At 70.0% G+C, this 23,123-nt stretch carries 16 protein-coding genes and 1 pseudogene; 8 read left to right on the plus strand and 9 right to left on the minus strand.

Features of this window, described 5'->3' with window-relative positions; genetic code table 11:
• Nucleotides 1-5 precede the first annotated feature (5 nt).
• Nucleotides 6-701 (plus strand): flavin reductase family protein, encoded by a 696-nt coding sequence (locus tag E5671_RS08950; RefSeq protein WP_160503307.1) that lies wholly within the window; start codon nucleotides 6-8, stop codon nucleotides 699-701.
• Nucleotides 702-721: 20 nt separating this feature from the next.
• Here the strand turns inward: E5671_RS08950 and E5671_RS08955 are convergent, their stop codons facing one another.
• From E5671_RS08955 to E5671_RS08970, 4 genes are all read right to left on the minus strand, one after another.
• Entirely contained in the window at nucleotides 722-1,564 is an 843-nt protein-coding gene (locus E5671_RS08955; RefSeq protein WP_160503308.1) for a pectate lyase, read from the minus strand.
• Nucleotides 1,565-1,690: 126 nt separating this feature from the next.
• On the minus strand, nucleotides 1,691-2,566 hold the full coding sequence (locus E5671_RS08960; protein WP_160503309.1) for a hypothetical protein: 876 nt from the start codon (nucleotides 2,564-2,566) through the stop codon (nucleotides 1,691-1,693).
• Nucleotides 2,566-3,099, minus strand: coding sequence for a SigE family RNA polymerase sigma factor (locus tag E5671_RS08965; protein ID WP_160503310.1), 534 nt, complete (start codon nucleotides 3,097-3,099; stop codon nucleotides 2,566-2,568). Before E5671_RS08965 ends, E5671_RS08960 begins: the two co-directional genes overlap by 1 nt.
• Before the next feature lie 150 nt (nucleotides 3,100-3,249).
• Nucleotides 3,250-5,052, minus strand: coding sequence for a sigma-70 family RNA polymerase sigma factor (locus tag E5671_RS08970; RefSeq protein ID WP_160503311.1), 1,803 nt, complete (start codon nucleotides 5,050-5,052; stop codon nucleotides 3,250-3,252).
• Between the two features lie 210 nt (nucleotides 5,053-5,262).
• Here E5671_RS08970 and E5671_RS08975 point away from each other — a divergent pair, with 210 nt between their 5' ends.
• The gene (locus E5671_RS08975; protein ID WP_160503312.1) at nucleotides 5,263-7,152 is read left to right on the plus strand and encodes a rhamnogalacturonan lyase; all 1,890 of its coding nucleotides are present in this window, start codon (nucleotides 5,263-5,265) and stop codon (nucleotides 7,150-7,152) included.
• A gap of 17 nt (nucleotides 7,153-7,169) precedes the next feature.
• Here E5671_RS08975 and E5671_RS08980 read toward each other — a convergent pair whose 3' ends face one another.
• The 4 genes and pseudogenes from E5671_RS08980 to E5671_RS08995 form a co-directional block, all read right to left on the minus strand.
• Complete coding sequence (locus E5671_RS08980; protein WP_160503313.1) at nucleotides 7,170-8,402, minus strand: alginate lyase family protein; 1,233 nt, start codon at nucleotides 8,400-8,402, stop codon at nucleotides 7,170-7,172.
• A 120-nt stretch (nucleotides 8,403-8,522) separates the two neighbouring features.
• Nucleotides 8,523-9,536, minus strand: a complete 1,014-nt coding sequence (locus E5671_RS08985; protein ID WP_160503314.1) for a LacI family DNA-binding transcriptional regulator — start codon at nucleotides 9,534-9,536, stop codon at nucleotides 8,523-8,525.
• Nucleotides 9,537-9,658: 122 nt separating this feature from the next.
• A complete protein-coding gene (locus E5671_RS08990; protein WP_160510074.1) occupies nucleotides 9,659-11,950 on the minus strand; it encodes a WD40/YVTN/BNR-like repeat-containing protein in 2,292 nt (763 codons plus the stop codon).
• A gap of 8 nt (nucleotides 11,951-11,958) precedes the next feature.
• Nucleotides 11,959-13,842, minus strand: a pseudogene (locus E5671_RS08995) (glycoside hydrolase family 48 protein); the annotation flags it as partial.
• A 401-nt stretch (nucleotides 13,843-14,243) separates the two neighbouring features.
• Between E5671_RS08995 and E5671_RS09000 the strand changes: the two are divergent.
• The 6 genes from E5671_RS09000 (at nucleotide 14,244) to E5671_RS09025 (ending at nucleotide 21,580) form a co-directional block, all read left to right on the plus strand.
• On the plus strand, nucleotides 14,244-15,398 hold the full coding sequence (locus E5671_RS09000; RefSeq protein WP_237330138.1) for a glycoside hydrolase family 5 protein: 1,155 nt from the start codon (nucleotides 14,244-14,246) through the stop codon (nucleotides 15,396-15,398).
• A gap of 67 nt (nucleotides 15,399-15,465) precedes the next feature.
• Nucleotides 15,466-16,839 carry a glycoside hydrolase family 6 protein gene (locus tag E5671_RS09005; protein ID WP_160503316.1) on the plus strand — a complete coding sequence of 458 codons (1,374 nt, stop codon included), beginning with the start codon at nucleotides 15,466-15,468 and terminating at the stop codon, nucleotides 16,837-16,839.
• 252 nt (nucleotides 16,840-17,091) lie between these two features.
• Nucleotides 17,092-18,075: an arabinan endo-1,5-alpha-L-arabinosidase gene (locus E5671_RS09010; protein WP_336605713.1), complete on the plus strand. Its 984-nt coding sequence runs from the start codon at nucleotides 17,092-17,094 to the stop codon at nucleotides 18,073-18,075.
• Nucleotides 18,057-19,514, plus strand: coding sequence for a family 43 glycosylhydrolase (locus E5671_RS09015; RefSeq protein WP_160503318.1), 1,458 nt, complete (start codon nucleotides 18,057-18,059; stop codon nucleotides 19,512-19,514). Before E5671_RS09010 ends, E5671_RS09015 begins: the two co-directional genes overlap by 19 nt.
• Before the next feature lie 47 nt (nucleotides 19,515-19,561).
• Nucleotides 19,562-20,458 (plus strand): rhamnogalacturonan acetylesterase, encoded by an 897-nt coding sequence (locus E5671_RS09020; RefSeq protein WP_160503319.1) that lies wholly within the window; start codon nucleotides 19,562-19,564, stop codon nucleotides 20,456-20,458.
• 93 nt (nucleotides 20,459-20,551) lie between these two features.
• Nucleotides 20,552-21,580 carry a pectate lyase family protein gene (locus E5671_RS09025; RefSeq protein WP_160503320.1) on the plus strand — a complete coding sequence of 343 codons (1,029 nt, stop codon included), beginning with the start codon at nucleotides 20,552-20,554 and terminating at the stop codon, nucleotides 21,578-21,580.
• A 17-nt stretch (nucleotides 21,581-21,597) separates the two neighbouring features.
• Here the strand turns inward: E5671_RS09025 and arfA are convergent, their stop codons facing one another.
• The gene (gene arfA, locus E5671_RS09030; RefSeq protein WP_160503321.1) at nucleotides 21,598-23,112 is read right to left on the minus strand and encodes an arabinosylfuranosidase ArfA; all 1,515 of its coding nucleotides are present in this window, start codon (nucleotides 23,110-23,112) and stop codon (nucleotides 21,598-21,600) included.
• Nucleotides 23,113-23,123: the final 11 nt, after the last annotated feature.

Consider the following 23,123-nt stretch of genomic DNA (forward strand, 5'->3'; position numbering starts at 1 on the left):
GCGGCATGAACAGCACCACGACTCATGACGTCGCCACGGCAGATGCACCGGTGGCCGATGCCCCGGTGGCGGGTATCGCCCCCACCGCCCCCATCGACGACCACCTCTCCATATCCCCGAGCATTCTCTACTTCGGCACCCCCGTCGCCCTGCTGACCACCGAGAACCCGGACGGCACGGCGAATCTCGCCCCCATCTCCTCGGCCTGGGCGCTCGGCCACACCCTCGTACTCGGCCTTGGCGCGGAAGGGCGCACCGTCGCCAATCTCGCGGAGCGCCCCGAGCTGGTCGTCAACCTGCCCCCGGCCGACCTCTGGGCGGCGGTCGAGCGCCTCGCCCCGCTCACCGGCGCGGACCCGGTACCGGCCGGCAAGCGCGGGGTCTACCGCCACGAGCCCGACAAGTTCGCCGCCACCGGGCTGCACCCCCGGGCCTCCGAGGCCGTGGGGCCGCCGCGTGTGGACGAGTGCCCGCTGCAGTTGGAGGCCGTGGTGCGCGGCATCACGTCGGCCGGGCCCGACTCCGGCTTCCGGATCGTGGAGTGCGAGGTCGTCCGCGTGCACGCCGCTGCCTCCGTCGTGGTCCCCGGGACCCAGCACATCGACCCCGCCGCCTGGAATCCCCTGATCTACAACTTCCGGCACTACTTCGGCCTGGCGCGGCCGGAGCTCGGCCACGGCTTCCGCTCGCAGACACCGTGACCGAGCTCCGCGCCCCGCGCCTACTGGTAACTGATGTCCGACGCGCTGTACTTGCAGTACGTCCCGTCAGGGCCGCTGCCCGTCTCCTCGGGCTCGTCACCCGAGTTGTTGCCCGTGTAGCGGATACAGGGCTTGATCTTCTTGTCGCCGTCGCCGTGGATGCGGATCTTGCTCAGGGTCGCCGTGTCGCCGTAGTTGGTATTGATGCCGACCAGGGACGTGCCGGGCGCGGTCACGTCCACGTCGTTGATGGTGATGGTGCGCTTGTACTGCTTGGAGCAGTTGCCACAGGAGCGGACCAGCTTGCCGAAGTCCGAGACCTGGAATCCGCTGATGTTCAGCTTGCCCGCGCCGTTGAACTGGAGGACCTTGTCGTCGGCCTTCCTCGCGCCGCCACCGGTGACGGTGTACGTCGAACTGGTCGAGGTGCCCTTGAAGGTGGCCGCGTCCTCGCCTACGTCCTCCCACCACACGTTCTGGATGGTGCAGCTGCCCGAGCAGTGCACGCCGTCGGCGGCCGGCTTGCCGAGCACGACGTTCTTCAGGACCGCGCCGTCCTTCAGCTTGAAGACCGGGTCCTGGCCCTCTTCCTGGCCGTCGCCGCCGAGGTCTCCGCTGCCGTAGAAGCGCTGGAGTCCGCCGTCGTAGGTGCCGGACACCTCGATGGTCTTGGTGACGGGCTTGTCGCCGGTGGGGGTCGGCCAGCCGGCGGCGGCGGTCGCCGCTCCCGCCGGGGAGAGCAGCGCGTTGGCGCCGAGGGTGGCGCCGGTCAGCAGGAGCGCGCCGCCCGCCGCGCCCACGACGCGGCGGCGGGTGAGGCGGCGCTTGCGGCTCTTGCGCTGTTCGGCTCGTTGCGTGGTCATGGGGACCGCTCTTTCGCTGGGGGGATGACCTTGCGTCTGCTGGTCTCCGCCCAGGCGCGGAAGGTTGCCGGGGTCCGCGAAATTTCCGCGGAACTTATGACGTCCGGGGCCTATGACGTCCGGGGCCTATGACGTGCGGGCGAAGTCGCCCCGCACCGCGGCCTTCTGGCCCGACGCGGTCGCCTCGGCCGCGTACGTGTCCTCGCCCGCGTCCCTGCCGCCTTCGGCGTGGTTGTACTGGCCCGCGAAGACGTGCTCACCCGCCGGAACGGTCCGGCCCGCCTTCAGCGTCCAGCGGTAGATGAGCTCACCGCCCTCCTCCCTTACGGAGACGGTGAAGTCGTCGGTGGGCAGTGAGCGCCAGTTGCCCGTGTCGCTGACCCCGCCGGTCTGCGCGACCCGCAGTTCGACGGTGAGCGCGGTGAGCGGTTTTCCGGTCTTGAAGGTGAGGGTGCTCTGCGCCCAGAAGTCGTTGCTCTGCGGGTCGATGGAGCCGTCGCTCCAGAGGTAGCCGTCCTCGACACTCTTGGCGTCCGGAGCCACGCGCCGTGCGGAGGGCGGTGGGTCGGACTTCTTCGGCGGCCGGTTCGCGTCCTGGTCCTTGCCCCTGTCCTGCGTGCCCTTCGTGGCCTTGCCCGATGGATGCTCGGGCGCGGCCGGTGAGCTGGGCCCGGCGTTTTCGTCGTCGGGTGCGGAGGCGGAGGGGCTCGGCTCTGACGGGGAGTCGGGGGCGGCGGGTGTGCCCACGGTGCGGGACGGCGGTTCCTCGCCCTCGACGACGGAGGCGACGGCGTACCCGCCGAGCGCGAAGACTCCGGCCACCGCTGCCGTCGCGCCCACGATTCGCAGCCAGGGGGCGGACCGTGGCAGCCTGCCGCGGGCCGGGGCACCGAGGTCGGCGGCATCGCGCTCCATGCCGCGCTCGACCCGGGCGAGCATCCGTTCCCTGTCGGGGCGGTGCTCGGCCGCGGCATCGCGCAGCTGCTTGCGTACGTCGTCCATCACTGCCTCCCTCCCACGAGTTGCGACGCGGCGCGGTCGCCCAGGAGCCGTTGCAGCTCCGCCATTCCCTTGGACGTCTGGCTCTTCACCGTACCGACCGATATCCCGAGGGTGAGCGCGGTGTCCTTCTCCGACAGGTCGAAGGCGTGCCGCAGGACCACACAGGCCCGCTTACGGAACGGCAGCGTACGCAACGCCTCCTGGACGTCGACGACCGCTGGTATGTCAGGGTCGTCGACGCCCTCCGGGCGCTGTCCCCAGAACAGGGCCACGCGGCGGCGCTCGCGGACGGCGCTGCGGATGCGGCTGCGCGCCATGTTGGCGACGACACCACGGGCGTACGCGGCCGGATGGTCGGCGGCCCTGACCCGGTCCCAGCGGTTCCAGAGCGCGACCAGGGCGTCCGCCGCCAGATCGTCCGCGGCGTCCTTCTCGCCGGTCAACATGTGGGCGAGGCGGGCGAGTTCGACGTAGTGCCGCTCGAAGAAGTCATGGAACTCCGCGGCGGCTGCGTCATCGACGGCTGTCCCCACGGGTGACCTCGTTTCTGTGCTTGCGCGGCTCTGCACGCGCGCTGGTGGCCCCCGTGCCGCCGGAGTGCGGTGCGCGAGCATAGCAACGTCCGTGCGAGAGATCGAACAACGTCCGGAATCCCAGGCAGGTCTGAGCCAGGCGGTATGGGGTCATCCGGCCCGGTTCAGGTACTGCGGGACGGGGGCCGCGTCGGTGCCGGTGTCCCGCACGTAGCCGTAGCGGACCACCCCTCGTGCGGGGTCCGGGGGTTGGGTGATGTCGGCGGTCACCTCGTCCCAACGCGTGGGCTGGACAATGAGGTTGTAGTCGGCGCCCCGCTCGTTCTGGCGCAGAGTCACCTCACCGTCGAGGTGGAAGTACTCGTTCTGCCACATTTGTTGGGCGCCCTCGGGCAGCACGGTGAAGCCGGTCTCCTGGGAGCCCATCCAGGTGTGCGGCCGGTCGGTCGCCGTCGGCATCTGGTCGTCCATGCGCCGCCCGCCGCCGGACGCGACGTGGAAGAGCTTCCCCTTCAGGCCACTCCAGGTGGGCATGGCCAGCGCGCCGGCTCGTTCAGCGGGCACGATCTGCCAGCGGACCAGCACGTAGCCGCGCCCGCGCAGGGTGACGGTGTCGCCTCGGTGCTCCATCACCGCCTTCGGTCCCGCGGAGCTGGTCAGGCCGGTCTCGGGGCGGTGCGACAGGGGGCCGGGGCGGGCCGAGGGGTCAGGCGCGGGTTCGGCCTCGTCGACGACGCTGCCGTAACGGGCGGCGGACGGCTCGGGTTCGGCCTTTGGTTTGCGGCTCGGCTTCGGTGACGCGATGGGTGCCCTGGTCGCGGGGGCGGATGACCTGCGCGCGCTCGCTTCGGGGGATGGGGCCTCGGCGCGGGGCGGACGCGGCGGGTCCTGCTGGTCGTAGATCACATAGGCGCCGCCCGCTGCGATGCTCAGCCCGGCGGTCGCGGCGACCGCGGGCTTCGCGAGCAGGTGGAGGAGGTGCGCGGTCAGGCCGACCGGATCGGCGGCAGCGGCGTGCCCGGCGGCCGCTCCCGCGCCACCCGGAGCACCCGCTGCGCCACCGGCCCCCGCTAGGCCCGCCCCGGCGGCGCCCGTACCCGTCATCCCGCTCCCGAACGCCGCCGAAGCCGCAGCCGTAGCCGCCTGCGCCGTGCCCCCGCCGAGCAGCCCGGCAAGGGCGTGCACCGCGAAACCCGCCGGGATCGGCACCAGCGCGAGGCCCGCGAGAAGCCGCTCGGCGGGGACGGTGTCGGGAGCCGCGCCTCCGCACCACGGGCAGCCGCGCAGATGCCGGAGGATGCGTTTGCGCCAGACCGAGCCAGGACGACCGTCCCACTCGGCGGTGACCTCGGCCAGCGCTGCGCACCGCGGCTCGGCATCGAGGGCGCGTACGAGGGGACGGGCCGTCTCCAGGCGCTCCTTGAGCCGCTGCACCCGCACCGCCGTGTGCTGCCGGGTCAGACCGAGCGCCTCGGCGAGGTCGGGCCTGCTGAGCGAGCCCGCGACCTCCAGCCACCACAGCGAGAGCAGCTCCCGGTCCTCGGGATCGAGCCACCGGGTGGCCTCGGCGACCTCGCGGCGCTGCCCTTCCAGACCGAGCCGCAGCACGGTCAGGCCCGCGAAGTCGCCGTCGGAGGCGGCAGGTTCGCGCTCCAGCGCCGACGCGGGAACAGTCTGCCGTGACCGTGCGGCGCGCGCCCGGTCCCGTATCCGGTGCATGGCGATGGCCACGAGCCAGGACCGGAAACCGTCCGGGTCACGGAGTTCGGCGATCGAGCGGGCCACGCGCAGCATGGTGTCCTGCACGATGTCGTCGACGTCCGGATGGCCGTCGAGCGCCCGGCCGACGATGTTGTAGACCAGCGGCAGATGCGCGGTGAGCAGCTCGTCGAGTGCGTGCCGGTCACCGGCGCGCGCGGCCTCGACCAGACCGCGTGTCCGGGGCTCTTCCACCGCTGCTCCACTCCTTCAGATCCGCACGTCCGGCCCCCGTCGGCGGGCCGGGAACTGTACCTGACCAGGCCATGAGGGGAGACGCACGGACGGCGTCGCGGATAACAGAAACTTCCGCGGACGACGGAAACTTCGCGGCACCCCGGCAACCTTTCGCATCCCCGCGGCGACACAACCGAGGCACTGTCTCTCTCCCCGCAGGAGGACCCCATGCGCGAGATTCCGCACAGCGACCGCCGCCGAAGAAGGCGCCGGGCCCGCGGCCGGGTCATCGTCACCGCCGTCGTCGCGGGCGCGCTCGCCGCGGGAGGCCTCATCGCCCTGTCGTCGGCCTCGTCCGCGGCCACCACCCGGCAGGCCGAGGCGCTCGACCGGGGCGTGGTCAGCGTGCACACCGGCGCCGGGAACCTGGTCAGCTGGCGCTGGCTCGGCACCGATGACGACGACGTGGCCTTCAACGTCTACCGAGGAGGTACGAAGGTCAACTCATCGCCCGTCACCGGCTCGACGAACTACTTCCACGCGGGCGCCCCGAACAGCGCCGACTACACCGTGCGCGCGGTGGTCGACGGCACCGAGCAGGGCGACTCCGTGCACGCGGTGCAGTTCCGCGCCGGGTACAAGGACGTGCCGATCACGCCGCCCGCCGGGGGCACGACTCCGGACGGCGTGGCGTACACGTACGAAGCCAACGACGCGTCCGTGGGCGACCTCGACGGGGACGGCGCCCTGGACTTCGTACTGAAGTGGCAGCCCACCAACGCCAAGGACAACTCCCAGTCCGGCTACACCGGCAACACGGTCATCGACGGCATCAAGCTCGACGGCACCCGGCTCTGGCGTATCGACCTGGGCAGGAACATCCGCTCGGGCGCGCACTACACGCAGTTCCAGGTGTACGACTACGACGGCGACGGCAGGGCCGAGGTCGCCACGAAGACGGCGGACGGCACGAAGGACGGCGCGGGCAAGGTGATCGGCAGCGCGTCCGCCGACCACCGCAACTCCGGCGGCTATGTCCTTGCCGGACCCGAGTATCTGACCATGTTCGACGGCCGCTCCGGCGCCGCGCTCGACTCGGTCGGCTACGTCCCCGCGCGCGGCAACGTCGCGGGCTGGGGGGACAGTTACGGCAACCGCGTGGACCGCTTCCTCGCCGGTACCGCCTACCTCGACGGCAGCAGGCCGTCGCTGATCATGGCGCGCGGCTACTACACGCGGTCCGTCATCGCCGCCTGGGACTGGCGGAACGGGGCCTTCACCCGGCGCTGGACCTTCGACACCAACTCCTCGACGAACACCGGCAAGGGGTACGACGGTCAGGGCAACCACAGCCTTTCGGTCGCGGACGTCGACGACGACGGCAAGGACGAGATCGTCTACGGCGCGATGACCGTCGACGACAACGGCAGCGGCCTGTGGACGACCAAGCTCGGGCACGGCGACGCCGGGCACGTCGGCGACCTCGATCCGTCACGCGCGGGCCTGGAGTACTTCAAGGTGTCCGAGGACAGCTCAAAGCCGGGGTCCTGGATGGCCGACGCCCGCACCGGGCAGCGTCTGTGGACCACGGCTTCGGGTTCCGACAACGGCCGTGGCGCGTCCGCCGACATCTACGCCGGTTCGGCGGGCGCCGAGTCCTGGTCCGCGGCCGACAACACCCTGCGCTCGCCTGCCGGGGCGTCGGTCGGCCGCGAACCGTCGAGCATCAACTTCGTGAACTGGTGGGACGGCGACACCACCCGCGAACTTCTCGACGGCACCCGGATCGACAAGTACGGCACGGGCGGCGAGACCCGGCTCCTGACGGGGGCCTCCGTCGCGTCAAACAACGGCACGAAGGCGACCCCAGCGCTCTCGGGCGACATCCTCGGCGACTGGCGCGAGGAGGTCGTGTGGCGCACCGCGGACAACAAGGCACTGCGGATCTACTCCACCCCGCACGAGACGAAGAGGAAGATCACCACGCTGCTCCACGACCTTCAGTACCGCACGGCGCTGGCCTGGCAAAATACGGCGTACAACCAGCCCCCGCACCCGAGCTTCTTCATCGGCTCCGGCATGGCGAAGGCACCACGTCCGGTGGTGTCCACTCCCTGAGGGCCTGATCGGCGCCGCTACTTCGCGTACAGCAGCGTCCCGAAGCCCAGTTGGTCGAAGCCGCCGCTGTTCGGGCCGTAGTCACCGCCGCCGCCCTCCGGACGCACCTTCTCCGCGAGGGCGGTGATGTACGGCACGGACAGCCGGCGGCGGCGCGCGTAGTGGAAGTGGAGCAGGTCCCAGACCGGGCGGGCCTGGCCGCGGCCCGCTTCGGAGATGACGGTCTGCTCGCGGTAGGCGCAGTTGGTGCCCGTCCCCCAGGTGTACTTGGTGAACGGCACGTCCTGGCCCAGGTTGTACTTGGCGACGTACTGGGCGGCCTTCATGAACCGGTTGCCGTCATAGCCGTACAGGTCGTCGCCCTGGTTCCAGGCCATCTCGCAGATGGCTCCCATCAGGCCCATGCCCATCACGGTGTGGCCCTGGTCGCGGCCCGACTCCTGCCACTGGGCGAGGCCTTCGCCGTCGTACACGAAGGGGACGGCCTTCTTGATGGAGCCGTTGCCCGCGCCGTTCTTGAAGTAGTCCACCGCGCGGTCGTACTTGGCCTTGTCGTCGCAGAGGATTCCGATGGCCATGACCGATGCCATGGTGCACAGGTCCCAGTTGGCCCAGTAGTTGGTGATGCAGGCGCCGTTGTGGTTCTTCAGGAAGTCGTCGTTGAGGGGGTAGAAGACCTTCAGGAGCATCGACTTGAAACGGTCGAGGTCGAACCCGGCGTAGTCACGCATGAGTTCGGCCGCGTTGGCGAACTGGTAGCCGTAGATCCCGGCGGCCAGGAACCGGTCGGCGTTGCCGGTCACCTGGGTGAGCGTGGCCGACCAGGCGTTGAGTATGTCGCGCGCGGTGTCGCCGTGCGCGGTCGATCCGCTGATCCGCCAGCGCAGGGCGTTCTGGTACGCGGCGTGGATGTCGCGGTAGAGGGTGGGGTAGTTCTGGCCTTCACCGCCGCGGATGATCACGGCTCGGGGGCTTGGCTTCCAGGTGGCGGCGGCGAGCGCGTTGGCCGTCAGCTTCTGCCAGCCCGCCGTCCAGGGCGCGGCGCCCGCGGCGACCTTCACCTTGGCGCGGTTGAGGTCGCCCGCGCTGTGCAGCATGCCGGGGTGGGCGAAGGCCGCGGGGGCGGCGTCCGCCTTCTCGTCGGTGAGGGTGATCGTGGCGGCGCCGGCGGCGGCTCCCGCGATGGCGAGGCCGCCGGAGAGCTGGAGCATGCCGCGGCGGCTGAGCCGATGCCTGTTGTCCTGACCCATGGGGGCTCCTTGAGAGCTAGGAGGGGTGCGAGGGGTGCGTTCACGCAGGAGACGGTGCGGGTGGGTGCCGATAACAGAAATCGGCCGTCCTGCGGCTCGGCGTCTCCCCTCGACCCGCCGTCAGCCCTTCGCGGGCCCGGGGCCCGAGCTGGCCCGCACCGTCAACTCCGGTGTGAGCAGGGCCACTTCGTCCCCGCCCTGGCCTCGCAGCTTGGCGACGACGCGCTCCACGGCCTGCCGCCCCATCTCCTGTGCGGGGATGGCGACGGAGGTGAGCCGCACCGAGGCCTGGGTGGCCACCTGGTCGGGGCAGATGGCGATGACGGAGACGTCTTCCGGTATGGCGCGGCCCTGCTGGCGCAGGAGGCTCAGGAGCGGCTCCACGGCCGACTCGTTCTGCACGACGAACCCCGTGGTGCCGGGGCGTTCGTCGAAGATCCGGGCCAGGGTCGCGGCGAGCGCGTCGTACGTCCCCTCGCAGGGTCGGTGCAGCACCCGCACGCCGAGCTGCCCGGCCCGTGTGCGCAGCCCGTCCAGGGTGCGCTCCGCGAACCCGGTGTGCCGCTCGTACACGGCGGGCGCCTCGCCGATCACGGCGATCTCCCTGTGGCCGAGCCCGGAGAGGTGCTCGACGCACTGGGCGCCGGTCGCCACGAAGTCGAGGTCGACGCAGGTCAGGCCCGTGGGGTCGGCGGGGAGGCCGATGAGGACGGCGGGCCGGCCGGTCTCGCGGATCAGCGGAAGCCGCTCGTCGTGCAGCTCCACGTCCATCAGGATCATCGCGTCGGCGAGCGCGCTGCCCTCGATGCGGCGGACCGCCTCGGGGCCCTCCTCGCCGGTCAGGAGCAGCACGTCGTACCCGTGAGTGCGTGCGGTGGTGGCGACGGCGATGGCTATCTCCATCATCACCGGCACGTACATGTCGGTGCGCAGCGGCACCATCAGCGCGATGATGTTGGAACGGCTGCTCGCCAGGGCGCGGGCACCGGCGTTCGGGTGGTAGCCGAGCTCCCGGATGGACCGTTCGACGCGGTCCTTGGTGGAGGCGGAGATGGACCTCTTGCCGCTGAGTACGTAGCTCACCGTGCTGGCCGAGACTCCGGCGTGGTGGGCTACCTCGGCGAGGGTGACCATTCAGCTCTCCTGGACGGGTCGTGGGGCGGCGATGGCGAAGCGCTTCGACTCTGGGTCACCTTGACCCTAGAGGGACACCCATGTGCTGTCCATAGGTGCGTCGAAGCGCTTCGACTGGCCTCCTACCGGCCGGAGTTGTCCCCGTAAACGATGCCACGGCCGTTCGTCGACACGTACACCCGCCCGTAGATCCGTGGATCACCGGTGATGGCCGCTCCGGTCCAGCCCCACTGGTGGGCGTCGTCGTTGATGCGCACCCAGCTCTCGCCGGCGTCGGTGGAGCGGAAGATGCCGCGCACCCCGTCGATCCTGGCGCTGGTGTAGAGCGTCTGGTGGTCGGAGCCCGGCGCGGCCTTGCCGAAGCCGATCGTGTCGGCCTCCTCGACGCCCTGGACGCGGGTGAAGCTCGCGCCGGAGTCCGTCGAGTGCCACAGGCCGTACGTCCCACCGGCCTTGCCGCCCGCGAGCCAGATGTCGCCCTTGGAGCCCGGTAGTGCCTTGAAGCGCACCGCGCCCTCGGCCGGAAGTCCGGTGGAAGCCTTCGCGGTGAAGGTCGCCCCGCCGTCCGTACTGACGTAGAACGTCCCGGACTTGAAGCCGTAGAACGTCTTCGGGTCGGCCCGGTCGGACTCGACGACGGCGCCCTGCGGGATGCCGGAGGACGCCGTCCACGACGCGCCACGGTCACCGCTGGTGTGCACGCCCGTGCCGTCGGGGCTCCACACGAAGCGGCTGCCGTCGGCGGACGCGGCGACCGTGCCGCCGCCAGAGACTCCCGAAGGCTCCTTTCCTGCCGACCAGTTGGCGCCGTTGTCACCGGAGAAGGCGATACGTGGCCCGCTGTCGAGCTGGCCGACGCGCACCACCGTGTCCGGATCGGACTCGGCGTGGTCGATGCTGGTCGTGGTGGTGAAGTTGGGCTCGGTGTACATCAGGGGCGGCACCTGGGTGACATCCGTGTGCCGGAAGCCGCCGATGTCGCCGAGCGCGCTGAGCAGCGGCGCTCCGGATGCCGGTGCGGCGAGGTCGTTGACGGCGGTCTCCTCAAGGCCCTTCACCATCGGGGTGACGGTGAACTTGCCGCCGCTGTCCCACTGTTGGAGGTTTCTGGTGCCGTAGACGGTGGCCCCGGTGCCATACATCATCCGGTCGGAGTCGAAGGGGTCGATCTCCAGGGCCTCGGTCATCCAGCCCAGCTTCGGGCTCTGTTCGGGCGGCGTCGGGTTCGCGCCCCACGACAGCCAGGGCACGGACGAGATGTCCATGGTGTAGCGGTTGGTGCGCTCGGGATAGGCGGCGTAGCTCCAGGCTCCGGTCCAGCTTCCGCCGCTGTCGGTGGAGCGGAAGATCTGGGTGTCCGGGTACCAGGAGCTGTAGCCGGTGACCATGACGGTGCCCGGACGTTGCCGGTCGATGCTCAGTCCGCTGTAGCCGTAGTACGTGTCGGCGTCGGTGGCGGGGCTGATGTTCTTCCACTCGCCGGTGCGGGTCGCGTACCGCCACACCTGGCCCTTGGTGCCGTCGTAGGGGCCGCCCTTGTCGCTGTAGGCGAGGTAGAGATAGCCGTTCTCCGCGTCGAGCACGCCCTTGTGGGCGAGGTGGCCGGTGGGCTGGCCCGCGAGGCGGGACCAGGTGGCGCCCGCGTCCGTCGAGCGGTAGACGGCGTTGGCCTTGTCGGCGACGCCGACGTAGACGGTCTTGGTGCGCTTGCCCGAGGTGCCGGTCGACTCGTCGAACGTGACCCAGGCGATGCCCTGGTTGTCGGAGGCGTAGCCGGTCGAATCACCGGGGTCCTGCTGGTAGTTGCCGGGGTTGGGGAACGCTGTCACCTTCGACCAGGTGGCTCCGGAGTCGGTGGAGCGCCACAGGCCGTGGCCGCTGGGCGCCCCGAGGTAGAGCACGCGGTTGTCGTGCGGGTCGACGGCGAGGCGTTCGCCCATGCCGCGGCCCGGCATGTTGCCGCCGAGCTTGAAGGGAAGGTCCGCCTTCTTCCAGGTCTCGCCCCGGTCGGCCGAGCGCATGACGGCGCCCTTTCCCGGGTCCCAGTCGTTGGTGTACGTGCCCACGGCGGCGTACACCTTGTCCGGTTCGACGGTGTCGGACGCGATGCTGACGACCCCGGTGTGGCCCCAGTCGCCCCAGCCCACCGAGTCGAGCAGCGGGGTCCAGGACTGGGACGACTCCTGCCAGCGGTAGGCGCCGCCGATGTCGGTGCGTGCGTACGCGAGGTTCTTCTCGGCCCGGTTGAAGACGATGCCGGGGACGAAGCCGCCGCCGTCGATGCGGACGTTCTTCCAGGTGTACGCGGCCCTTGCCTTCTCCTTGGCGTCGTCGGCCCCGGAGGAAGGGGCGGCCACGAGCAGCAGCCCCGGGATCAGGCCGAGGGCGCCGAGCAGTTTCCCGCCGCGCGTCATACGGCCGGTCACCGCGACCCCGTCCCCGGTTCGAGGAGCTCCGCGTAGGCGCCCATGGCGAGCGCGATGTCCACCTGCGCCCAGAAGCGGTGGTAGGTGAACTGCGGCGCCGCTCCCCCGGCGAGATAGGCCTCGACCTTCGGCCAGTCGGGGTCGTCGCGGTAGAAGGAGCGGATGGAGGTGAAGTCGGATCCGGAGTTGATGGTGTCGCCGTTCGGCATGGTGCCGGTCCAGCCGTTCGGGACGTACACCGCGTCGTCGAACCGGTTGTAGTCGGCGCGGGTCTCGGGCACGGCGACGCCGAGGGGGTCCTGGTGGTGCCGCCACATGCCGTCAAGGAGCGCCTTGGCCGTGGTGGCGGCTTGGGTGTGGCCGGTGGCGGCGGCGTAGTACGTGAGGGTCTTGGCATAGGCGCCGGCCACGCCCACGTCGTTGGTGCGGTCGACGACGGACACGTGAAGTCCCGTGTTGGCGCCGGGGTTTGACGGGTTCCAGGTGTCGGGCTGACCGGACCATTTGAGGGTCGAGGGGAAGCTGTATGTGCCGTCGGCGGCGATCTTCGTCTCGGACAGGGCCCACTTCACCCACTTGTCCATGACCGTCTTCGCGGCGGGGTCGTCGGTCTCGTGGAGGTACTCGGCGACCCGCTCCATCGACCAGGCCTGGAAGCCGAACCACTGGTTGGACGGCGGGTCGTGGTAGACGGGCTTCTCGTCGTAGGCCATGCCGTAGAAGGTGGGCGTGCCGGCCGGAGGCTTGGCGTACCGGCCCTGCCAGCTGTTGGTGGCGCCGCCCGCGATGGCGCCCTCGGCGGACTGCAGCCAGCGGTAGAACTCGATCTGCCGGGTCAGGCTCTTCGTCCAGTCCGCCTTGCCCGATGCCGACTTGGGGGCGAGCGGGGCGTAGGCGCTGAGGGCGAAGGCGGCCAGGGGGTTCTGGTAGCCGCCGTGGCTGTGGCTCGACCCGATGCGCCAGGCCCAGCCGGCGGAGGTGTCGGTGGCTCCGCCCCATGCGTAGTACCAGGACAGCAGGTAGTGCGAGCTGTTCTTGCCGCTGCCCGGTGCGCAGCCGGACGGGTCGGTGCAGTCGCCGATGGCCTTGAAGTACTTGTCGAACAGGGCGTAGCGCAGGTAGTCGCCCATCTTGGCCGCCTTGGCGACCGTCGCCGCGACCTGCGACTCCTTGCCCTGGGCCGAGGCCCAGACGTGCGCCCAGTAGGCGGCCTGCACCGCGCGGGCATCGGCGTCGGGGGCGTTGGTGTACTTCCACTGCTTGGCGTAGGAGGCGTCGCCGGTGAACAGATCGAGGTAGCCGTTCTTGCCGCCGTGGGTGAACTCGTCGCGGGTGGGGTGCGGGACGGTTTCCCAGACCGACTCCTGGGGGCCGCGCTGGAAGGTGTTGATGTAGACCGGGCCCCTGGCGTCGCCGCCGTAGCCGTAGACGTTGTCGACGTCCTGGAGCCAGTGCATGCCGTAGATGTCGTCGCTGCCGTAGGCGCTCTTCAGCTCGGCGGCGATCGGGTCGGCGCCTGCCTGGACCGAGGGATCGAGCCGGGCGGGGTACTGGGACGGCTGGTCGTGTTCGGGGGCGTACGTGGCCGGTTTCGCCGCATTGTAGAAACTGTTCGTCGGCTGGTCGGCACGGGCCGGGATCATGAATTTCTCCATGGTTTCCCAAGCCGCGTTGAAACGTGTCCAGTCGCCGCTGACCTTGCCGTACATGGCCTGTAGCCAGAGGAGATAGCTGTATGCCTCGGATGTCGTCTCGTGCCCGTGGTCGGGGGCTTCGACAATGAGGGTTTCGACGGAGTGGTACGGAATACCGTCCGGCGAGAAATAGCCGTTCGCGGAATTGGTGATCTTCGCGTAGAGGTCGAGGAAGCGCTGTTCGTACTCGGTGGCCGCGGGGGCGGCATGAGCGGCTTGACCTGCGGGGTTGAGCGCCACAATGGCGGGGGCAAGCGCGGCTCCGGCGCCCAGGGCCAGCAGGTTGCGGCGGCTGATTTCCGGTCTGGAGTGGCCGGGGCGGAAGGCATCGGGGAATGCGGGCATACGGGGATCTCTCCTGACGGCTCGGCGGGGGGCGTGCTCCGCTTGGGGAGCATGGGAACCAGTGGGAGCGCTCCCAAAGTTCAGCCGGAACGGCGCCATGTCAAGAGTTCGCACACGAAAGGGAGTTGTCGAATTAATTCGACAGTGATGATGCGGGAAATCTGAGGAACCTGCCAACCTTTCTGTTCTCGGCGGCGACTTCCTGCTAGCTTCCACGGTTACCAGTGGGAGCGATTCCGGCTATGCCCAAGGAGTCGCTCATGCGCCATCCCCCGCGTCTGCTCCGCACGCTGGCCGTGCTGGCCGGCGCCGTCCTCACCGCCACCGGACTCGTGATGCCCTCCGCCCTGTCGACGGCGGGCGCCGCTCCGTCCGCTGCGGCACCTCCCCCTGCCCTCAAGGCCGACGGCAACCGGCTCGTCGACGCCGAAGGCACCGCGCACCGGCTGCTCGGCGTCAACCGCTCCGGCGGCGAGTACGCCTGTGTCCAGGGCTGGGGCTTCTTCGACGGCCCCGTCGACGACGCCTCCGTCAAGGCCATCGCGGACTGGAAGGCCAACACCGTACGCATCCCGCTCAACGAGGAGTGCTGGCTGGGCACCGACAACATCGACCCGCGCTGGGCGGGCGGGAACTACCGCGCGGCCATCGGCGATCTCGTCCAGCGCGTCCAGGACCACGGCATGACACCGATCGTCGAACTCCACTGGTCGCACGGCCAGTACACCGGCAACTCGTCGGCCTGCCCGGACGTGCACGCCAGCTGCCAGAAGCCGATGCCGAACGCCCGGTACACCCCGGCGTTCTGGACGTCGGTCGCGAACACCTTCAAGGACGATCCGGCCGTCGCCTTCGACCTCTTCAACGAGCCCTATCCGGACCGCGCCACCCCCACGACCGACCAGGCCTGGGCCTGCTGGCGCGACGGCGGCACCTGCCCCGGCATCGGCTACGAGGTCGCCGGCATGCAGGACCTGCTCGACGCGGTCCGCGGCACAGGCGCGAAGAATCTCGTGCTCGCGTCCGGCATCGCGTACGCGAACGATCTGAGCGGCTGGCTGAAGCACGCGCCCACGGACCCGGCGGGCAATCTCGCCGCGGCCTGGCACGTCTACAACTTCAACTCCTGTGCCAACGCCGGCTGTTGGGACGCCACGCTGGCGCCGGTGGCCGCGAAGGTGCCGCTCGTGGCGGGCGAGATCGGCGAGAACACCTGCTCGCACGGCTTCATCGACACCGTCATGAAGTGGCTCGACGAGCACCAGGCGTCCTACCTCGGCTGGACCTGGAACACCTGGAACTGCTCATCGGGCCCCGCGCTGATCAGCTCCTACGACGGCACGCCCACCCCGTTCGGCATCGGGCTCCGCGACCATCTGCGCGCGCTCGACACCTGACCCCCGCCCCCCACACCCACACCCACACCCACACCCACACCCACGCCAGAGAGGAACCACTCCCACCATGAGCCGCACCCCCTCCAGGCACCGCAGATCCCGCACCCTCTTCCTGGCCGGGCTCGCCACCGTCCTCGCCACCACCGGCGGCACCGCGCTCGCCGTCGGCGACAGCGGAAGCAGCACGACCCGCGCCGCCGCCCGCGTCGACAATCCGTACGCGGGCGCCAAGCCCTATGTGAACCCCGAGTGGTCCGCGAAGGCCAAGGCCGAACCGGGCGGCGGCGCCATCGCCAACCAGCCCACCGGCGTCTGGCTCGACCGGATCGCCGCGATCGAGGGCGCGGGCTCCGCGATGGGCCTGCGCGACCACCTCGACGCCGCGCTCCAACAGGGCGCCGGTGTCATCCAGTTGGTCATCTACAACCTGCCGGGCCGGGACTGTGCCGCCCTCGCCTCCAACGGGGAGCTCGGCCCCACCGAGATCGACCGCTACAAGAGCGAGTACATCGACCCGATCGCGAAGATCCTCGCCGAATCCAAGTACGCCAGCCTGCGCATCGTCACGACCGTCGAGATCGACTCGCTGCCGAACCTCGTCACCAACACCGGCGGCCGCCCCACCGCGACGCCCGAGTGCGACGTGATGAAGGCCAACGGCAACTACGTGAAGGGCGTCGGCTACGCCCTGAACAAGCTCGGCGCCGTGCCGAACGTCTACAACTACGTGGACGCGGGCCACCACGGGTGGATCGGCTGGGACGACAACTTCGCCGCCTCCGCCCAGGTCATGCACCAGGCGGCGACCGCCGAGGGCAGCACCGTCGACAAGGTGCACGGCTTCATCACCAACACGGCCAACTACAGCGCCCTGAAGGAGAACAACTTCAAGATCGGCGACACCGTCAACGGCCGGTCGGTCCGCGAGTCCAAGTGGGTCGACTGGAACCGCTCCGTCGACGAGCTCTCCTTCGCCCAGTCGTTCCGCAACCAGCTGGTCTCCACCGGCTTCCGGTCCGACATAGGCATGCTCATCGACACCTCGCGCAACGGCTGGGGCGGCGCCGCCCGGCCCGCGGGCCCCGGTCCCACGACGGACGTCAACACCTACGTCGAAGGCGGCCGTTACGACCGGCGCATCCACATCGGCAACTGGTGCAACCAGTCGGGCGCGGGCCTCGGCGAACGGCCGAAGACCGCCCCGGAGGCCGGCATCGACGCCTACGTGTGGATGAAGCCGCCGGGCGAGTCCGACGGGTCGAGCAAGGAGATCCCGAACGACGAGGGCAAGGGCTTCGACCGCATGTGTGACCCGACCTACCAGGGCAACCCGCGCAACGGCCACAACCCGTCCGGCGCGCTCCCCGACGCGCCGATCTCCGGGAAGTGGTTCTCGGCGCAGTTCCAGGAGCTCCTGAAGAACGCCCACCCCACCCTGTAACCCGCACCGCCCTCGGGCGGCGGCCTCCCCGGGGGCGGACGGCGACCGGATGCCGTCCGCCCCCTCCCGCCCGTCCTCCACCACTCTCCTTGCGTGGGACGGCAGTTGGACAGGAGGGGGCAAACCGACGAGGCCTGTGTGAACCGTTGACGCGCAAGCGCTTCGATTCTACGGTCCCGTCCGATGACACGATCGCTGTCCGAAATATCGGACGCATTCGGCGGCGGTCCCCCACCCTCGAAGGAGACCCAAGTGAGCCGCACCCCCACCGCCTTCCGACGAAGAGCCCTCGTCGCTCTGCCCGCCGCCGCCCTGCTCGCCCTCATCCCGAGCAGCGCCTCCGCCTACCCCAACCCCGGCCGTGTCACCGGCGACATCGTCGTGCACGACCCGACCCTGGCCCGCACCTCGTCCGGCAAGTACCTGCTCTACTCGACCGGCGACGGCCTGCAACTGCGCACCTCCACCGACCGGATCGCCTTCGGCCGCAGCGGCTCCGCCTTCCCCACGCGGCCGAGCTGGTGGAACAACTACAACTCCACCGGGGACGTCTGGGCACCGGACATCTCGTACCACGGCGGCAAGTACCTGATGTACTACTCCGTCTCGTCGTTCGGCTCGAACAAGTCAGCCATCGGCCTGGCGACCTCCACCACGGGCGAGCCGGGCTCCTGGACCGACCGCGGCTCCGTCTACACCTCGACCACGTCCAGCGACTACAACGCCATCGACCCGAACCTCTTCGTCGACGACGACGGCAAGTGGTGGCTGTCCTTCGGCTCCTGGTGGACGGGGATCAAGATGATCAGGGTCGACCCCTCCACGGGCAAGCAGTACGCGGGCGACACGGCCCGCCGCTCGCTGGCCTCGCGCCCCACCGGCACCAAGGCCGTCGAAGCGCCCTACATCGTCAAACGGGGCGGCTACTACTACCTCTTCGCCTCGTACGACACGTGCTGCGCGGGCACCAGCTCCACGTACAAGATCAAAGTGGGCCGCTCCTCCAGCGTCACCGGGCCGTACGTCGACAAGAACGGCGTCAGCATGATGAACAACGGAGGCACGGCGGTCCAGGAGACCCACGGCCGCTACATCGGCCCCGGCGGTCAGTCGGTCATGAAGGACACCGACGGCGACCTGCTCGTCTACCACTACTACGACGGCCAGGACAACGGCACCCCGAAGCTCGGCGTCAACCTCCTGAACTGGAGCTCGGGATGGCCCGTCGCCTACTGACCCTGCTCGCGGCCCTCCTCCTCTGCGTCGGCGTGGCGCAGTCCGCCCCCGCCGCCGAGGGCCGCCCGTACACCAATCCGGTCAAGGCCCAGAAGGGCGCCGACCCCTGGATCTCCTACCACCAGGGCAACTACTACCTGGTGACGACGAGTTGGACCCACGTCATCACCATGCGCAAGTCGCCCACCCTGGCGGGACTGGCCACCGCGCCGAGCGTGCAGGTGTGGGACGGCAAGGCGGACAACGCCTCGCGCTGCTGCAACATCTGGGCGCCGGAGCTGCACTTCTCCGGCGGCCGGTGGTACCTCTACTACACGGCGGGCGAGGACAGCTCCGAGTTCGGCTCACAGCGCCTGCACGTCCTGGAGAGCGACGGTTCCGACCCCCAGGGCCCTTACCACTACAAGAACCGGCTGCAGCACTCCTCGCAGAGCGGCTGGCTCATCGACGGCAGCGTCATGACGGTCGGCGGCAAGCTGTATCTCCTGGCGAGCGCCTGGCAGGGCAGCAACCAGAACGTGCTGATCGCCCCCATGTCCAACCCGTACACGGTCAGCGGCGCCTTCACCACCATCTCCTCGCCCACCCACGCCTGGGAGAAGGCGGGCTCGAACGTCAACGAGGGCCCCGAGGTGCTCCAGCGCGGCGGCAGGACCTTCGTCATCTTCTCGGCGAGCGGCTGCATGACCCCCGACTACAAGCTGGGGCAGCTCGAACTCACCGGCTCGAACCCGCTGGCCACGTCGTCCTGGACCAAGAAGTCCACGCCGGTCTTCCAGCGCGACGACGCGGCGGGCGTGTACGGCCCCGGCCACAACGGCTTCTTCAAGTCGCCGGACGGGACCGAGGACTGGATCGTCTACCACGCCAACGACTCCGCGTCCGACGGCTGCGACAACGGCCGTACGACACGGGCGCAGAAGTTCACCTGGAACGCCGACGGCACCCCGGCCTTCGGGAAGCCGGTCGCGCTCGGCACCACCCGCGCGGGCCCTTCGGGCGAGTCTGCGGCCACCCCCGCGGCGTACACCCTCACCCATCGCGGCAGCGGCAAGTGCCTTGAGGTGGCCGGAGGTTCGACCGCCGACGGCGCCAACGTCCAGCAGTGGAGCTGCGACGGCGGCAGCAACCAGAAGTGGCGGATCGAGGACCGCGCCGACGACACCAGCCGCCTGGTGAACGTCGCGAGCGGCAAGGTGCTCGACACGGCCGACTGCTCCGCCGCCGACGGGGCGGATCTGCGCCAGTGGTCGTGGCTGGACAACACCTGTCAGAGGTTCCGCCTCGTCACGACCGACGCGGGCTGGGTCCGCCTGACCAGTCAGGCCACCGGCAAGGTCGCCGACGTCGCCGACTGCTCGGCGGCGGACGGAGCCGACGTACGCCAGTGGTCCTGGCTCAACAACAACTGCCAGCAGTGGCAGCTGAAGCCGGCCTGATCCCCGCCCCGGACCTGCACACCCCTCTTCCCTGTCAGGAGTGCCCGATGGGCCGCAACTCAGGCAGCACAGACAACGCGGACAGCACAGACAGCGCAGTTCCCCCGCTGATCACCCTCACGAGCCGAAGACGCTTCCTGGTCGGCACCGCCGCCGCACTGGGCGCGAGCGGCGCCGTCCTGTCGGCGCCCGGCACCGCCGCCGCCACCGGACGCGACGGCGCGGACGCACGGGCCGTCACCACCTTGTACATCGCCAGTGACTCCACCGCGCAGACCTACAACGCGAATTTCTACCCCGAGGCGGGCTGGGGCCAGCTGCTTCCCCGCTCCTTCACCAAGAACGTCACGGTCGCCAACCGTGCCATCGGCGGGCGCAGTTCACGCTCGTTCATCGAGCAGGGACGACTCGCCGCCATCCACCAGGTGATCCGCCCGGACGACTATCTGTTCGTGCAGTTCGGCCACAACGACGCCACGGTGAGCAACCCGGAGCGCTACACCTCGCCGGAGGACTACAAGGAGTACCTGCGCGAGGACTACATCAGGGCCACCCGCGCCCGCGGAGCGGTGCCGGTGGTCGTCACGCCTGTCTCACGCCGTGAGTTCAACGCGAGCACCGGCGAGTTCAAGGTGTCCTTCCCCGCGTACGTGGCCGCCGCGCGGGCCGTGGCCGATGAGGAGGACGCCCCGCTGGTCGATCTCTCCGAGCTCAGCCGCCGGTATCTGACGGAGCTCGGCGTGGAGGCGTCCAAGGGGGTGTTCCTGTGGCTGGCTCCGGGCCAGTACCCCAACTTCCCGAACGGCGTGCAGGACAACACCCACTTCCAGGAGCGGGGAGCCCTCGAGATGTCGCGCCTGGTCGCAGGGGCGGTGGCCCGTCTCGGTCTTCCGCTCTCGGACGAGGTGGTGCCTGCGGGGCGGCGGCCGGTGGCCGCCCCGTAACAGAAGCGGGCGCGGCGGCAACGTCCGCCGTGCCCGCGGCGACAGGCAAGGGGGCGGGACCGACCCACCCCCCGAATGACCGGAGGACAACTCATGCACGGAGCGCGCGGGACGAGCGCGAGGGCCAGGCGGATCGGCGTGGCCGCGGTGGCCGGGGCCGCGATCGTCGGGGCGGTCGCCTGGAGCGGGAACGCCGCCGAGACGTCCGGGGCCGGCGGCAGCGGCGTCACGACGCCGAAGCCCGCGGCGGCGGTCGCGGGCCAGGCGGTCGGCTTCGGCGCCGGCACCACGGGCGGCGGCAACGCGACCGCCACCACGGTGAAGACGCTCGCGGCGTTCAAGGCCGCGGTCGGAGGCAACAGCGCCAAGGTGGTGAGGGTCGACGGTCTGATCTCCCTGTCAGGTCAGGTCGACATCGGCTCCCACACCACGGTGCTCGGCGTCGGTTCGGCCTCCGGGTTCACCGGCGGCGGTCTTCGCATCAAGGAGGCCACCAACGTCGTCGTACAGAACCTCAACATCAGCAAGCCCGTCGCGCCCGCCGACGGGATCACGGTCCAGGAGTCCACGAAGGTGTGGATCGACCACAACTCCTTCTCCGCGGACCGCGAGCACGACAAGGACCACTACGACGGCCTGCTCGACATCACGCACGCCTCCGACGACGTCACCGTCTCCTGGAACACCTTCAAGGACCACTTCAAGGGCTCTCTCGTCGGGCACAGCGACAACAACGGCGACGAGGACACCGGTCATCTGAAGGTGACCTACCACCACAACCACTTCAGCAACATCTACTCGCGCATCCCGAGCCTGCGCTTCGGCACCGGGCACTTCTACGACAACTACGTCCAGGGCGCGGACACCGGGGCGCACTCCCGGATGGGTGCGCGGATGCTGGTCGAGAACAACGTCTTCCGCGACACGAAGGTGGCCATCACGACCAGCCGCAGCAGCGACGAGGACGGCTACGCGGTCGCGCGGGGCAACGATCTCGGGGGCGCCGCCACCGAGATCTCCCAAGCGGGCGACTTCACCAAGCCGCCGTACACCTACACGGCCGAGCCCGCCTCGTCCGTCGTCGGCACGGTGACGAACGGGGCGGGCGCCGGCAAGCTCTGACCCCTCAGGGCCGGGGCTCATCCCAGCCGGATCACGTTCCATGACAGCGGCTCCAGGACGGCGCGCAACGTGCCGTCCTGGACTGCTGTCCCGGTGACGCCGTGCGGGGTGACGCGCTCCGGCTCCGCGAGGGTGTTGCGGGCGTCCGGGTCCGCGTCGGCGAGGGCGCTGTGCTCGATGACGCTCGTCAACTCAAGGCCGTGGAGGGCGACTTCGAGGGGCAGTGGTTCGCTCTGGCTCCGGTTGACCGCGAAGACCGTGACGGTGCCGTCATCGGCGCGTACGGCCGTCGCGTGCAGCAGGGGCACGTCGCCGAACTTCGGCGTCGCGTGCTCGGGCGAGTCCACGCGTACGTCGAGGACCTGGCCGCGGCCGTGCCGCGAGGCCTGCGCGAAGGGGAAGAAGGTGGTCTGCCGCCAGGCCGGGCCGCCCGGCTCGGTCAGGATCGGCGCGATGACGTTGACCAGCTGGGCCAGGCAGGCGACGGCCACCCGGTCGGCGTGCCGCAGGAGGGCGATCAGGAGCGAGCCGACGACGACCGCGTCGGTGACGGTGTAGTTGTCCTCCAGGAGGCGCGGTGCCTCGGGCCAGCCACGCAGGCTCTTCTCGACCTCGGGGTGCGGCCGGGACTGGTACCAGACGTTCCACTCGTCGAAGGACAGGTTGATCTTCTTCTTGGACTTCAGGCGGGCGCCTACGTGGTCGCAGGTGGCGACGACGTTCTCGATGAAGGACTCCATGTCGACGGCGGAGGCGAGGAACGAGTCACGGTCGCCGTCGGTCTCTTCGTAGTAGGCGTGCAGGGAGATGTGGTCGACGAGGTCGTAGGTCTCGGCCAGGACCGTGGCCTCCCACGCGGCGAAGGTCTCCATGGACTGGCCGGAACTGCCGCAGGCGACCAGCTCGACGTCCGGGTCGGCCTGGCGCATCGCGCGTGCGGTCTCGGCGGCGAGGCGTCCGTACTCCTCGGCGGTCTTGTGGCCGGTCTGCCACGGGCCGTCCATCTCGTTGCCCAGGCACCACATCCGGATGCCGAAGGGGTTCTTGTCGCCGTGCGCGGCACGGAGGTCCGAAAGCGCGGTGCCAGAAGGGTGGTTGGCGTACTCCTGGAGTTCGAGGGCCTCTTCGACGCCCCGCGTGCCGAGGTTCACCGCCATCATCGGTTCGGCCTGCGGGCCGAGCTTGCGGAGGAAGGCCATGTACTCGGAGAGGCCGAAGCGGTTGCTCTCCGTGGAGTGCCAGGCGAGGTCGAGGCGGCGCGGCCGCTCGTCGGCGGGGCCGACGGAGTCCTCCCACTTGTACCCCGAGACGAAGTTGCCGCCGGGGTAGCGGATGGTGGTCACGCCGAGTTCGCGGATCAGGCCGAGCACGTCGGTGCGCAGGCCCGCCTCGTCGGCCGAGGGGTGGCCCGGTTCGTGGATGCCGGTGTAGACGCAGCGGCCGAGGTGCTCGACGAAGGAGCCGAAGAGCCGCGGGTCGACCTCGCCCACGGCGAAGGCGGGGTCGAGGGTGAAGCGGGCGGTACGGGTCATGGTCCCCTCAA

Source organism: Streptomyces sp. BA2 (genome assembly GCF_009769735.1).
Taxonomy (GTDB): Bacteria; Actinomycetota; Actinomycetes; order Streptomycetales; family Streptomycetaceae; genus Streptomyces.